10 protein-coding genes are annotated in these 14,762 nt (G+C 31.9%); 6 read left to right on the top strand and 4 right to left on the bottom strand.

Features of this window, described 5'->3' with window-relative positions; all coding sequences use genetic code 11:
* Positions 1-4: 4 nt before the first annotated feature.
* The 3 genes from ACUXEY_RS09360 (at position 5) to ACUXEY_RS09350 (ending at position 3,214) form a co-directional block, all read left to right on the top strand.
* Positions 5-667: a response regulator transcription factor gene (locus tag ACUXEY_RS09360; RefSeq protein ID WP_461300558.1), complete on the top strand. Its 663-nt coding sequence runs from the start codon at positions 5-7 to the stop codon at positions 665-667.
* A complete protein-coding gene (locus ACUXEY_RS09355) occupies positions 655-2,016 on the top strand; it encodes an ATP-binding protein (protein WP_461300557.1) in 1,362 nt (453 codons plus the stop codon). Before ACUXEY_RS09360 ends, ACUXEY_RS09355 begins: the two co-directional genes overlap by 13 nt.
* Before the next feature lie 211 nt (positions 2,017-2,227).
* Positions 2,228-3,214: a choloylglycine hydrolase family protein gene (locus ACUXEY_RS09350; protein WP_461300556.1), complete on the top strand. Its 987-nt coding sequence runs from the start codon at positions 2,228-2,230 to the stop codon at positions 3,212-3,214.
* Between the two features lie 361 nt (positions 3,215-3,575).
* Here ACUXEY_RS09350 and ACUXEY_RS09345 read toward each other — a convergent pair whose 3' ends face one another.
* Positions 3,576-3,761 (bottom strand): hypothetical protein, encoded by a 186-nt coding sequence (locus ACUXEY_RS09345; RefSeq protein ID WP_000461128.1) that lies wholly within the window; start codon positions 3,759-3,761, stop codon positions 3,576-3,578.
* Between the two features lie 453 nt (positions 3,762-4,214).
* On the opposite strand from ACUXEY_RS09345, the gene ACUXEY_RS09340 reads away from it, so the two are divergent.
* On the top strand, positions 4,215-7,028 hold the full coding sequence (locus ACUXEY_RS09340) for a dynamin family protein (RefSeq protein WP_461300555.1): 2,814 nt from the start codon (positions 4,215-4,217) through the stop codon (positions 7,026-7,028).
* A gap of 98 nt (positions 7,029-7,126) precedes the next feature.
* Here the strand turns inward: ACUXEY_RS09340 and ACUXEY_RS09335 are convergent, their stop codons facing one another.
* The 3 genes from ACUXEY_RS09335 to ACUXEY_RS09325 form a co-directional block, all read right to left on the bottom strand.
* Positions 7,127-9,046, bottom strand: coding sequence for an LTA synthase family protein (locus tag ACUXEY_RS09335; protein WP_461300554.1), 1,920 nt, complete (start codon positions 9,044-9,046; stop codon positions 7,127-7,129).
* A gap of 396 nt (positions 9,047-9,442) precedes the next feature.
* Positions 9,443-10,780, bottom strand: a complete 1,338-nt coding sequence (locus ACUXEY_RS09330) for an NAD(P)/FAD-dependent oxidoreductase (protein WP_166702067.1) — start codon at positions 10,778-10,780, stop codon at positions 9,443-9,445.
* Between the two features lie 255 nt (positions 10,781-11,035).
* Positions 11,036-11,833, bottom strand: a complete 798-nt coding sequence (locus ACUXEY_RS09325) for a cell wall hydrolase (protein WP_461300553.1) — start codon at positions 11,831-11,833, stop codon at positions 11,036-11,038.
* Between the two features lie 333 nt (positions 11,834-12,166).
* Here ACUXEY_RS09325 and ACUXEY_RS09320 point away from each other — a divergent pair, with 333 nt between their 5' ends.
* A complete protein-coding gene (locus ACUXEY_RS09320) occupies positions 12,167-13,153 on the top strand; it encodes a phosphatidylinositol-specific phospholipase C (RefSeq protein ID WP_461300552.1) in 987 nt (328 codons plus the stop codon).
* Between the two features lie 191 nt (positions 13,154-13,344).
* Positions 13,345-14,754 carry a GH1 family beta-glucosidase gene (locus ACUXEY_RS09315; RefSeq protein ID WP_461300551.1) on the top strand — a complete coding sequence of 470 codons (1,410 nt, stop codon included), beginning with the start codon at positions 13,345-13,347 and terminating at the stop codon, positions 14,752-14,754.
* The last annotated feature ends 8 nt before the right edge of the window (positions 14,755-14,762 follow it).

Raw genomic sequence — 14,762 nt, 5'->3', positions numbered from 1 at the left:
CTATATGGCAAGAATATTAGCAATTGATGATGAGGACGGTATCCTTTATATTATTAAAAGTGCTTTAGAGAAAGAAGGTCATGAGGTAACAGCCGTTAGTAATCCTCTTGCAATATCAAAGGATAAATTTTGTCATTATGATTTAATTCTATTGGATGTCATGATGCCAGAAATAGATGGATTTACACTGTGTAAGGAAATACGAGATTTGGTCGATAGTCCAATTGTGTTTCTAACTGCCAAAACAATGGAGAAGGATCTGATTACAGGGCTTAGCCTCGGCGGAGATGACTATATTACAAAACCTTTTGGAATTGGAGAACTGCGTGCGAGGGTGTCTGCACATGTAAGGCGTGAGCATAGAGAAAAGCAAAATGCATTTTTTTTGTCAGGTCTTACATTTCATCTATCATGTAAAGAAATATGGCATGACGATACATCTATCGCATTTACGAAAAGTGAGTACGGAATTTGTGAATATTTAGCTTTGAATCATGGACAAGTATTTTCAAGAGAAAAGATTTACGAAAATGTTTTCGGATATGAGGGAGAAAGTGATAACCAAGTAATTGTAGAACATATTAAAAATATCCGTCAAAAATTATGTAAGCATGACATCAATCCAATAGAAACAGTATGGGGAATTGGTTATAAATGGAGAAAGTAAAAAAACAAGTCAACCTTAGCAAAATATTAATCCAGTATATCTTTGCATTTTCAATAGGGACGATTGCATTAGTTACTTTTTTTATGGTTCTATTCCAAATTGGAGTTAACGCAGAGATAATCCTTCCAGCGAATTATTATGAAAAGCAGATTGAATCACAAAGAGACGCCATAGTTAAAGCCGAACAGGACGATGATCAAATTTTAAAACAATATAAATATGCTGTGTATGATTTTTCAGGGAACGTTATTCAAGGGAGTATTAATAAAGAATACGCGGGGCAAATATGGAATAACATGCAGAATGATGAAAAAGGCGATAGTAAGTATTATTATGCAATTATAGAACGCGATAAAGATGTTTGTGTCATTCTATATACTTTACATGCTAATTTTAAAAATCTTTTTTTGCAGAAGTATTTACCGAATCCGGAAGTTTGTGAAATTGTCCTTTTTATTCTATTATTTGTTGCAGAAGTGATAATTCTATCTCGCTATTTTGGCAAAACATTGTCAAAGGAAATGCTGATTTTAAAAAATATAACGGATAAAATTCAAAAAGAAGATTTAGATTTTCAAGTAGAACAATCTAAAATAATAGAAGTGAATGAAGTATTAAATTCTTTAGTGAAAATGAAAGATGAGTTGAATAGTTCCTTACGTACACAATGGGATATGGAAACGAATAGAAGAGAGCAGATTGCTGCTTTGGCACATGACATTAAGACGCCATTAACGATATTGAGAGGGAATGCAGAGCTATTAAATGAATCAACGCTAGATTTAAATCAGAAGAAATGTAATGAGCATATTTTGAAAAGTGTTGATGAGATGGAAATGTATATGAAAACTTTACTCGATATTACGAAATGTGAGGAAGGCACTTCACTTCAATTTAAGCAAATAGATCTACATAAATTTATTCGTAATATTATAGAAGAAAGTACAATTTGTGTTTTGGGCAAACAGTTAAATTTAATTAAAAATGTTCAGGATATACCAAATTTGATTCATGGTGATGAGACTGCTTTGAAAAGAGCCATTATGAATATAATGATGAATGCAATTGAATATTCTCCAACAAATGGTGACTTGATGTTTTCAGTGGAAATGCTTAGTGAAAAACTACAATTTATTGTCGAGGACTCGGGAAGAGGGTTTACAGAAGAGGAAATAAATTCAGCTACAGAGCAGTTTTATAGAGGAGATAAAAGTAGAAACTCTAAAAATCATCATGGAATGGGCTTATACATTGCTAAAAATTTTGCAAAGCAACACGGTGGAAACCTTCACTTAAGCAATTCGGAAAAGCTGCGAGGTGCAAAAGTTATTTTGGAAATATCAGTGTAGTACAGAGGGTACAGATTATAACAAGTCGCTCCTTTTTCATATAATTCTTTTGCAACTATATTTTTAAATTTTTTTATAAACTAGAGATAACCTCAACCTATTTGTACTTTGTATATGCTTTATCAATTTTTGGTAAGGAAAGAGGTTTTAATTTACAGACTTATCAGAATTATGTAAAGTGTAGATAAAACCATAAAATGGGGTGTTCTTTATGTGTACGAGTTTGACATTACAGACAAAAAACGGTCAGCATCTTTTTGCAAGAACGATGGACTTCACATTAGATATGAATCAAGAAGTAATAATCATTCCTCGACATTATCAGTGGAATAATATAACGGGTGAAATCATTAATACGAAACATGCTACGGTCGGAATGGGGATTAATCATCAAGGAAGGATCATTATGGCGGACGGAGTAAATGAAGCAGGTATGACATGTGCAACACTCTATTTTCCAGGATTCGCTACTTATAGTCAAAGCATAGATGACAACAAAACGAATTTGGCTCCATTTGATTTTGTAACTTGGAGTCTAACACAATTCAATTCTGTCAAAGAGTTAAAGGAATCTGTAGATAGCCTTACCTTTTTGGATATACCATTACCGGATTTAGGACTTACGCCACCACTACATTGGATTTTAGCGGATAAATGGGGAGATTGCATTGTACTGGAGCCGACAAGTGAAGGATTAAAATTGTATGATAACCCACTAGGAGTGATGACGAATAGTCCGGAGTTTAATTGGCATTTACAAAATTTAAGACAATATATAGGCCTTAAATCGCGGCCATTCGCGCCAACTGAGTGGAGTAACTTACCATTAAGTGCTTTTGGTCAGGGCTCAGGCTCAATGGGACTTCCAGGAGATTTCACCCCACCATCAAGGTTTGTGCGGGCAGCATATGGCAAACAAAACATTCAAGGTATAGATAGTGAAGAAGAGGGAGTATCAGCCCTATTTCATATTTTATCAAATTGCGAGGTTCCTAAAGGTGGAGTAATAACAGAAGAAGGTGCATTAGATAATACCATTTATACAAGCGTAATGTGTATGGAGTCCGGAACATATTATTATCATACCTACGATTGTAGACAAATTATAGCCATTCATTTATTTCATGAAAATTTAGATACAGATGAGATTAAAGCCTATCCGTTCCAACGAAAACAAAAAATATTTTATGAAAACTAATTAGCTTTGAAACTGCGTTTGGTAAATTTTAAAATATATATAATAGAGCAATAATAGCTTATAGAAAGTAGGAATCAGAAGGGATATAAATTTAATCCAATGACTTCTAGAAGGGCCATTAAAGTGCTATTAAGTGAAATAAACATGAACGTACGCCATTTATAAATAGTAAAGAACAAAAAAGGTATGGAAACTATCCATACCTTTTTTGTTCTTCCATTATCTATGTATAAAAAAGCGCTGTATATCAGCACTTTTTAAAAGTACATGAATTGTATAAGAAAGATTAATTTATACCTATAACTATGCAAGGTCTAATATATAGACACTTATTTGATTAATTGCTTAAGAGCTTATCAGATTATTTGTTTTTATTATTATTAATTTTTTCCGTATATAACACCTGTTCTTTATAGTGTTTTTTAATTGGGAAAGTATGTGTACCAGAGCCGTTTTTGAAGTTTTTATTGATGGGATTTTTTAGCGGAATTGTTGTAGTTTCCGTAAATTCATATGGGTAGTTTATTTTAGATTTATCTTCAAACATGAAAATGCCTCCTTTTAGGATTTCCTGAGTTCTTTACTATAACATGATATGCATATAGATTTTTTTTGGACTAGTTATTTATATAGGTTAATGGAATTTAATTCCGTACTTACTGAAATATTTCAAAGAAAAACAATGTGAGAAATGTATGATAATGATTTCTTTTATGTGTTCGTGAAGAGAATGTTGCATATATATTCTCTATAAATTGTTTTTATAATATGGTTTATATAGGTTTTTCCTGATAATATAATGCGGGTGATTATAGTGTTATTAGGTTATTAGGAACATTTAATGCTGTTTCATAACTGAAAGGGAATTGAAAAAAAACTGAAACTTTTCTCATAAAAATTCAATCTTACTTGAAAAATGAAAGGAAAATGAAATTTTCCAAAAGATATTCTTTGTTAAGATAAAAAGCATACATACAAAAAGTATTGACATATCTTAAAAATGTATTTTCAAGATATAGTGGGGGAAAAGATGAGAGTAGAAAAACAATTAATAAAAAAGATGTATTATGAAACATTCCTAATGGAGAATGAAACAAAACCACCTCTTGACGTACTTGGAGAAGTTTATGTAAACGAAGAAAGAAATGAGATTTCTGATGGATCTTACATTCGTTTTGCACAAGGTGAGTTTTATTATCAGCATCAAGATTTTGAAGCAGCTATTTTTAAATGGGAGAAAGTTAATAATGAATTAGCACCATGGGCACAAAAAAATATTGCGGATGCTTATTTCGAGCTTAATCAATTACAAGTTGCTGAAAATGTTTATACTTCCATTACTACTGATAATATAATATTGATGACGGAAATTAGACTACAATTACTTTCTCTTTACATAGAGCAAAATAATGTTGACTCAGCTTTCGCTGTTATTAAAGAAGCAGTTTCTTTAAATCCGGATTATCCAAATGTCACAAAAATTGCCCGTTCCTTTTATGAGGAGCAGCAAGATTTTGATAGTGCAGTAGAGCTTGCTGTGAATGAGTTAATTCGAACAGAATCTTATCCGTGGTTTGAGGTTTTAAAAGGATATATCGATAAAAGATTTACTAAACATATTGCACCAGATTATTTCTATGAAGTATTAGTTACGTTAAATAATGTAGATCAAGTACAATTTACGCAAATGGTTTCATCACTTTGGAACAGTTATAAAAATGAACAAAATTACTTATTATGGCTTAACACAATAAATGAATTTTTCTTACATATTGAAATACATTCGTCCGATATATGGGACAAAATTTCTTCTCTTTACGAAGAAACGTACTTTGAATTAATTCAAGGTCAATATATGCTTAAACAATTGCACGACATCATTCCAAACTTGTTAACAAATTGGTTAAAGGTAGTCAATCCATCTTATGCTGTATTCCCATCAGCAGCTATATTGGCATGGGATGAGATTTTCCCTTCCAAAATAGATTCAGACGATATAAAACATGCGGAAAACCTGTTGTTATATTCTATTAATCATGTGAATGGCTTAGAGTATAGTTTACATCTTTTTGAATCTATTACAGAGTGGGCACAAGAGCATAATATAGAAATAGGTCACCGATTTAGATGGTTAGTTGGTGAACTCGCAGATTTAAGCACAAACCGCATTTTAGTAACAGGAACTTCAGGGAACGGAAAAACTACATTTATTAACTCTATATTAGGAGAAAATATAGTAGAAAAATCAATTTCGAATGTAGTAGTTTTAAAAAATGATGCTCATACAGAAATTAACGCCATAACAGACTCTGCAATTACAACAACGGAAGATATCTCTGATTACCATAATATGATGTCTCAACACCATCAAACATATAGAGATAGAGCATGTGTTGAATTTAAATTACCATGCAAATTTTTAAGTGAAAATAAACTTACATTTGTAGTTACACCTGGCTTTAATAGGAATAACGACACTAGAGATGAGATATTCGAATATTTAAACTCTGTAGACGAATTACTATTCGTATTGAATGCGGATTCACCTTTTACTGACAAAGAACGTGACATTCTATTAAGCATTCAAGAACATACACCAAATTTACAAATTCATTTCTTATTAAATAAAATCGATAACATATACAGTGAAGCAGAAGTGAAAAGAGTATTATATGATACGCAAGCGAGAATAAACACATATTTCCCGCAAGCGAGAATTTTCCCTTACTCTTCGCTATATACAAGTAGTCAACAGTTAAATGAGTTAACTGAGTTTATTCATTTTAACTTTAATCATAAAAATATCAATGCAGAACGTACTGAAAAGCTATTGTTCTTCATTCGAAAAACAATTACATATCTTTTGGATAAACGCGTTGAGAAAGAAAATAATTTGGTGGATGCGATTAATTGGAATGAAGATATGCTAGTGAAACTAAATGGTAGCATTAATAATCTTACTGCTTTTGAGAAGGAAAAAATTCATTTCATTACACAGTCATATCGCACAATGAAAACGGAAATTATGAACGATCTTACTGAAAATATTCCGAAGATATTACAGAGTTGTTCGGATTTAATTAGTGAAGAAAGCGATTTCGGGCACATGGATACGGAACTAAATAAAGCAATGAATGAGAGGGTGCATAAATACTTAGAACAAACGGTATTACCTAAACTTGCTCTTTCTATGCAAAATTGGATTGAAACTTCTAATAATGAGCTCCTTCAAAGTCAATCATATCTTGAAGAACTGAGTGAAGGACTTAATTCTTTATTTGGAGAAAATCGAATCCAGTTAGCATGTGATTTTAAAGTGCTTGATGACTGGAGCAGAGATGCTGACAGAATGACGACTAGAATACAAATGGATGAAGTAAATATTTTACGTCGATTTACACCAGCGCAATTTTTACTGAAAAGTGCCGGTAAATTATTTGGAGTTCTTCCTAAAAACAAAGGCATGCTATATAACAAATATAAACAGTATGTAGAAAATGAAGATTATAATGAGGTAACAACTTCTATTATGAAGAAATTTTTCTTGCAATTTGAGCTATTTGAAAACACGCAAGAGAGGGACATTCATATATTCTTTAGGAATCCATTTAACTCCTTGAAACGAGTTGTAGAAAACACTCGTTTAGAAATACAAGAAAAACAAGAGATGTTACATAAAATGAAATCAAATCCTGAAGTCTACCATGATTCTATCATGCTCTTTGAATTGAGATTACGTCAATGTGAAGTAATTTTAAATATTGGTGATGATTATACCTATACAGATGTAACTTTAGAAACAAGCGTAGAATAAAAGTAAAATATATGAGGTTTTTATATGACATTGCATTATATGTTATAAGAGAGTAAAAGGGAGCAACTTTAATGAGTTGCTCCCTTTTCATATTTATATTATTTTTCAGTCTCTTTAATTTTAGTTTGTACTTCGCCAGTTTTCATTTTATTACTTTCTGAGAAACGTAATAAATCGCCTTCAATAATTTTGTCAGACATTCGTAATTCATTTTGTGCACGGTTAATGAGTGCTTGTGCTTCTTTTTTTGGTAAATCTACAATTTCACCAGTTATGCGGTCATAAAAAGTATTGTTTGTATATGCATACTTGTCTGTAATAAAGCTACCATCACGTAAAACGACAAAACCGGTATATTCATTTGAAAACATATCATGACCAAAACGGATATCGTTCGTAGTATCAATCCCTAATAAATTTAGAATCGTAGGCTTCATATCGATTTGTCCCGTAGGCTTTGAAATCGTTTGACCTTCTGTTTGTCCAGGCATATGAATATATAAAGGTGTGCGTTGTAAATTTAAAGTATCAAATTCTGTTATTTGATCTTTTTCTAAAAACTGTGCCATTGCACGATTATGTTTTTCAGAAATACCATAATGATCACCGTATAACACAATAATAGAATCATCATACATTCCTTCTGCTTTTAAACGCTCAATAAATCTTTTAATGGATTCGTCTAAGTAACGTGCCGTTACGATATAACGATCAAATACGCCATTACCAGAGTTATATGGTTCAATGAATTTTGTATCTTCATCATACGTAAATGGATAATGGTTCGTTAACGTAAGGAAACGAGCGTAAAATGGTTGATCAACGGTTTTTAACATATCTACTGATTGATCGAAGTATTCAATATCTTTTAATCCCCAATTTAAATGTGTTTCGGGCGTAATTTTGTAATCAAGTTCGTTATAGTAACGATCATAACCAAGAGCAGAGTACATGATATTACGATTCCAAAATGTTGCGTTATTCGCATGGAATACAGAAGTGAAATAGCCTTGCTGACGTAAAATTTCCGGAGTCGCAGTATAATCATTGTTACCGTGCGTGAAAAATACAGCTCCTCGATTTAATGGATACAACGACGTATCAATTAGAAATTCAGAATCGGATGTTTTTCCTTGCCCAGTTTGGTGGAAAAAGTTATCGAAGTAATAGCTTTCATTTATGAATTCATTCAAGAATGGCGTAACTTCTTGACCGTTAACTGATGCGCCTATTAAGAAGGTTTGCAAGGATTCAAGAGTAACGACAATTACGTTTTTTCCTTTTGCTGCACCAAACATATTAGGGTTTTGCTCACTTTGGTTTGCCTTTACGTAGTTTTCAGTTTCTTGTAATTTACTACTATCAGCAAGTGCTTTTTGTGATCCTGCTTTTACTTGCAGTGTTAAATCATATACTTGATGAGTGTATAGTCCTAAATTTTTAACAAGCATAACTCGGTCGAATGATCTCGTTAACAGTTCAGGTCGTTCTTTTTCTGCAAGATGTAGATTTGCAAAAAATACACCAATCGTTAAGAGAAAATATAACAAACGTGCCGGATGAGTTACACGTCCTGTTTGGAAGACTAGTGCCTTCTTCTTTAACAAAATAAAGAAGAAAATAATGTCTACGAAAGCGAGTATAATTTTATAGTTCAATATTTCTAAAATACTGCCGCCTAATTGACCAAAGTTTGATGTTTGCCCAAGTACTGGTAACGTTACGAAATCACTATAAAAATCATAGAACATTACATTCCCAACGAGTACGATTGTTAATAAGAAATTAATACATAGCGCTATATAATTTCGCTTTTCACCGGTTGCAAATAATGCTAATCCGACAAAAGCTAATGATGTAGCGAGTGGGCTAATAAATAAAATAAGCTCTTGTGTAGAAGACTCAATTTTTAAATCAAAACTGAATCTTGTAATAAGATATGTTTTTAACCATACTGCTAAAGCAATTATTAAAACAAAGCTTATATTTTGCATTTGTAAATTAATTTTATTTTTCATTGTTACACCTTCTTTATACAATTTATTTAACTTATGTTATATATTATATTTTTATAACTATATGAGTATAATGAACCATTCAGCTTATGCTTTCTAAAGGTCATAATATGAAGTATTCATATACGTACAATGGGGAATTTTAAAGCATAAATCTATTTTTTAGAAACAGAACAGAAAAAGTCATAGTTGTAGTAAAAAATACTTATAGACATCCTAACATATTAAACACTATGATGATGTTACAAAATATCGAACAAATGAAAGTGGAAATGAATAGAGGCTTTTAAAACTATTGACATTCAATTTGTTAGAATTGAATGTCAATAGTTATGTTAAATATGTATCTCGTAAAATCCTGATTCTTTGTGGGGAAATAGTAAGCTATTACTATGGAAATTAAATGTGAGATAAATATTTTCCAACATACAACCCACTTGCAGCAGCTTGAGATAAGGAATGAGTGACACCGGAACAATCTCCAACTAAAAATAGTCCATGTACACTTGTTTCAAAAAAGTTATTGATTTTTATCGTAGGAGCATAGAACTTTCCGTCAATTGCATATAACAAAGTATCTTTATCAATCGGTTCTTGGATAAATTGTTCTAAGCGTAATAAAAACTCTTTAAGCCCTTCAATATATAATGGAGGAATTTCTGCATGCAAATCGCCATAATCTCCTTGTAGTGTAGGATGTATACGGTTATGTTTCATGCCGTCCTCTGTTGTGGGCTTTTCATTTAGTAAGTCCTCTAAGCGCTGAATAACAATCCGATCTCGTCCTTGGTTAATGTTTTTAATGATTGAACTTGCGTATATATTTGCTTCTTTGAGAGTTGAAAAATAGCGTGGAATAAATAAAGTGAAATTTAAGTTAGGTGTGCCAGTTCCTTTCTCTCGAAAATTTTGACCGTCAGGCATAACTAAACCTTCTTCGTACTTTCTAATGATACGTCCTTTTGGATTCATACAGTACGTAGTTGCAGTGAAGTGTTCATGCTCATAAGAAAGTTTTGTCTCAAATGTATCTTTTAATATAGAACGTAATTGGTGTTCTTTCATCTCTACTCGAATACCTAAATCTACACGAGTTTGTTCCTGAGAAATATTGAGAGAAGTGCACATTTTTTTTAACCAATCCGCTCCGGAACGTCCAGTTGCAAATACTAGTTGCTTAGATTGAACTGTTCCTTCATTTGTCTCTATTGTAAAATGATCTTTCTGTTTCATAATATGTTGCACATCTATAAGAAATTGTATATTTATTTTTGTAAGTAAAAATTCATAGAGTTGCTGAAAAATCTCACTTGAAAGGATAGTGCCAAGATGCCGTACTTCTGTCGTTAGCATTTGCAAACCACACGATTCAGCTCTCTTATTGAGAGTTGGATTTTCCGTAGAATATTTTGAAACAGAACTTCCTCCGAACAGACATAGAATTTCATCTACTTCAGCCATGAGCTGTATAAAGCCCTCTTTACCGACTTTTTGCTCAAGTTCGCCGCCAAATCCGTTTGTATAATTAAATTTCCCTTCAGATTTTCCTAAACCACCAAACCCGAAATATTTAGCACATGTAGTACAAGTACACGCTTTTCCCTCGTCTAAAGGACAATGGCGATCTTCTAGCGCTTTACCTTTATCAAGAATTAAAACCTTTTTGTTACTTTTAGCTAGTGAATAAGCCATGAAAATGCTACTTACTCCAGCTCCGATAATTGTAACATCATACATATTCTTTCACCTGCTAACGAATAGTTTGTTTTTATTTCTCTAGTGTATAACAATTTTATGAAGTTAAGAAATAGCTTTTATTAATAAAGGGGTAGTTTTTGAACCTGATGCTTTTTTAATTTCTCAAAGTGGTGGAGTAAATACAAATGTTTGAAAGAATAGTTTTTAAAAATCACTATGTCATATGATAAATAAATTTTTACATATAAAAAAACAGACCTTTTAAGTAAAGAGGTCTGTTAATGATTGCAACTCTTATTTAGCAAACGCATGGTTACCAATTACTGCTACTGTTTGACGTGTCGTAATCCATTTGTCTGTTGATGTTTTCGGATTATAGAAATAAAGCCAGTCAGAATGTATTCCATTTGTGGAGATAGCCTCTTCTACTGCCATTTTTGCTTCTGGACTTGCAGGATGATTAATTCTTCCATCTGTAACAGGAGTAAATGCATAGCCGTGTTTAATAGGTTCATAAATAACACCTGTTATTGTATTTGGAAAACCTTTTGCGTTTACACGATTTAGTATAACCTTTGCTACAGCTACTTTACCTTTATAGGATTCGCCACCTGCTTCAGCGGTAACTAAGCGCGCCATTAAGTCTTTTTCTTTTTCTGAAATGCTTGAATTAATTTTTAAATGTTGTCCTGTATAAAGTTTGTTTCCGATTGTATTATTAATTTGTTTTATAGATTGAACGGTAACGTTGTAACGCTTTGCTATCGTTTCTAATGAATCTCCCTGTTGTACTTGATAAATAATTTGTCCAGAAATGTTCGCAGGTTTGGCGTTTTGACGAACGATGATTTCTTTTGAATTCGTGGACCCTGGAATATGTAACTGTTCACCAATAAAAGTTTGATCGTTTCCTTTATTGTTAGCCTGTTTAATGGATTGTATGGAAATTCCATATTGTTTACTAATGCCCCAAAGTGTATCATTCTTTTTTACTGTATGAATGGTAGATGCTTCAGCTGTGCCTTGATTACATACGAATGTAATTGCAGCTGCAGATAAAGGTATTATATGCTTTATTTTTAATAATTTCATTGTAAATCCTCCTAGAAAAATTAAGGTGAAACGGTTAAGTAATGTAGTTCAGAATGTCTATATGTAATATTTTAATGTAAGTATATTAGCACATATAAAATAAATAATCATTATAAGTTTCTTATTTATTTAGTGTAGAGTCCGAATATGAAATATTGCATACGAAAATACATTGAAGTTCCTGTGAATTTTTCTAATTTAATATATGTGAATGATTTTTTAACTTTACTTCTATGCAATATTTCATAATGATGAAATGTTATTTATTTTTTATGAACTAGCTTATATTATATTCAATAAGTTTGATGTAAAACAGAAAAAGGAGGAATAATAGTGAGCAATAATAATTTTATTTTGAAATTATTCATATGTAGTATGATATTTATCACATTTGTATTTGCTTTACATGATAAGCGAGTCGTTGCAGCTAGCCCTGTTAATGAGCTTGAAAATTGGTCAAAGTGGATGCAACCTATACCTGATAATATCCCATTAGTACGAATTTCAATTCCAGGAACACATGATAGCGGGACGTTCAAATTACAAAATCCAATAAAGCAAGTATGGGGAATGACGCAAGAATATGATTTTCGTTACCAAATGGATCATGGAGCTCGTATTTTTGATATAAGAGGACGTTTAACAGATGATAATACGATAGTCCTTCATCATGGGCCATTATATCTTTATGTAACACTGCATGAATTCATAAACGAAGCGAAACATTTTTTAAAAGATAACCCAAGTGAAACAATTATTATGTCTTTAAAAAAAGAGTATGAGGATATGAAAGGAGCAGAAGGTTCCTTTAGTAATACGTTTGAAAAAAGTTATTTTGTTGATCCTATCTTTTTAAAAACAGAAGGAAATATAAAGTTGGGAGATGCTCGTGGGAAAATTGTGTTGTTAAAAAGGTATAGTAGTAATGAAACAGGAGGATATAATAATTTTTATTGGCCAGATAATGAGACATTTACGACAACTGTAAATCAAAATGTAAATGTAACAGTGCAAGATAAATATAAAGTGAGTTATGATGAAAAGATAAAATCTATTAAAGATACGATAAATGAAACGATTAACAATAGTGAGGATTTAAATGATCTATATATTAATTTTACAAGCTTGTCTTCTGGTGGTACAGCATGGAATAGTCCATATTACTACGCCTCTTATATAAACCCTGAAATTGCAAACCATATAAAACAAAAGAATCCTACAAGAGTAGGGTGGATCATTCAAGACTATATAAATGAAAATTGGTCACCATTGCTGTATCAAGAAGTTATAAGAGCGAATAAGTCACTTATAAAAGAATAAAAATGATGAGAGTAAGAAGCGATAAAATACGTCGCTTCTTTTTGTTTTCCAAAATCCAACATTAGATATCATACTTTCATGATAGAAAAAAATAAAAATATACGATATAATCATACATATAAAATTTGTACCTATAAATTTTATATATATATATAAATTTGATTTGTTGTAATGAAATGGAGGTATATAATATGAAGTTTCCACATGATTTTTTATTCGGAGCTGCTTCAGCTTCTTATCAAGTAGAAGGTGCATGGAATGAAGATGGAAAAGGTGTTACGAATTGGGATGAGTTTTCCAAAATTCCTGGCAAAACATACAATGGAACAAATGGTGATGTAGCTGTTGATCATTATCATCGATATAAGGAAGATGTTCGTTTAATGGCTGAAATGGGGTTAGAATCATATCGTTTTTCTATTTCTTGGGCGAGAATATTGCCGACTGGAGATGGAGAGGTAAATGAAAAAGGAATCGAATTTTATAACAACTTAATTGATGAATGTTTAAAATATGGGATTGTACCGTTTGTCACTTTATATCATTGGGATTTACCATTACAGTTAGAAAAAGATGGTGGATGGACGAATAAACGAACAGCAGAAGCTTTCGTAAAATACGCAGAAATTTGTTTTAAGGCATTTGGTGATAGAGTTAAACATTGGATTACTTTTAATGAGACAGTAATGTTTTGTGGATTAGGTTATTTAAAAGGTGCACATCCACCAGGAATACAAAATGATGTTCCAAAGTATTTTCAAGCGACGCATTATGTATTTTATGCGCATGCGAAAACAGTTGCGGTGTACAAGCAGCTGAAACAATATGGGGAAATTGGAATTACACACGTTTTCTTACCTGCTTATAGTGTGGATGGTCAAAAAGAAAATATACTGGCAGCAAAGCATGCGAATGAATATGAAACGTATTGGTATTATGATCCAGTTTTAAAAGGTGAGTATCCGTCTTATGTTTTACAACAATTAAAGAAAAAAGGATGGACTCCTAATTGGACGGTTGAAGAATTAGAAATCATTAAACAAAATGCTGAAAAGAATGATTTTATTGGCTTAAATTATTATCAACCAATACGAGTAGAAAGATACGATATGGATATAAATGACGGGGAGCATTCTCGAGAAAACTCAACACTTGCTCCAGGTAATCCTTCTTTTGATGGTTTTTATCGAACAATTAAAATGGATGATAAAACATATACGAAATGGGGATGGGAAATATCTCCCGAAGGTTTCTTAGATGGATTACACATGTTGAAAGAGCGTTACGGTGACATAAAGATGTATGTAACGGAAAATGGACTTGGTGATGAAGATCCAATCATTGACGGAGAAATTGTAGATGTTCCGAGAATTAAATTTATTGAAGAGCATTTAAAAGTAATAAAGCGTGCAATTGAAGAGGGAATCAATTTAAAAGGTTATTATGCATGGTCAGTGATTGACCTTTTAAGTTGGTTAAATGGATACAAAAAGCAATATGGCTTTATTTTTGTCGATCATAATGATAACTTAAAACGTAAGAAGAAACTTTCGTTTCATTGGTATAAACATGTAATCGAAACGAGAGGAGAAGAGTTATAACAGATAAA

This window comes from Bacillus sp. F9_6S_D1_P_5 (assembly GCF_054823925.1).
This window is presented reverse-complemented; position numbering and strand designations above follow the sequence as displayed.

Coding starts and splice junctions, on each gene's coding strand:
- ACUXEY_RS09360 (WP_461300558.1), top strand. CDS start 5: ATGGCAAGAATATTAGCAATTGATGATGAGGACGGTATCCTTTATATT.
- ACUXEY_RS09325 (WP_461300553.1), bottom strand. CDS start 11,833: ATGAAATTATTAAAAATAAAGCATATAATACCTTTATCTGCAGCTGCA.
- ACUXEY_RS09315 (WP_461300551.1), top strand. CDS start 13,345: ATGAAGTTTCCACATGATTTTTTATTCGGAGCTGCTTCAGCTTCTTAT.
- ACUXEY_RS09355 (WP_461300557.1), top strand. CDS start 655: ATGGAGAAAGTAAAAAAACAAGTCAACCTTAGCAAAATATTAATCCAG.
- ACUXEY_RS09335 (WP_461300554.1), bottom strand. CDS start 9,046: ATGAAAAATAAAATTAATTTACAAATGCAAAATATAAGCTTTGTTTTA.
- ACUXEY_RS09330 (WP_166702067.1), bottom strand. CDS start 10,780: ATGTATGATGTTACAATTATCGGAGCTGGAGTAAGTAGCATTTTCATG.
- ACUXEY_RS09350 (WP_461300556.1), top strand. CDS start 2,228: ATGTGTACGAGTTTGACATTACAGACAAAAAACGGTCAGCATCTTTTT.
- ACUXEY_RS09345 (WP_000461128.1), bottom strand. CDS start 3,761: ATGTTTGAAGATAAATCTAAAATAAACTACCCATATGAATTTACGGAA.
- ACUXEY_RS09340 (WP_461300555.1), top strand. CDS start 4,215: ATGTATTTTCAAGATATAGTGGGGGAAAAGATGAGAGTAGAAAAACAA.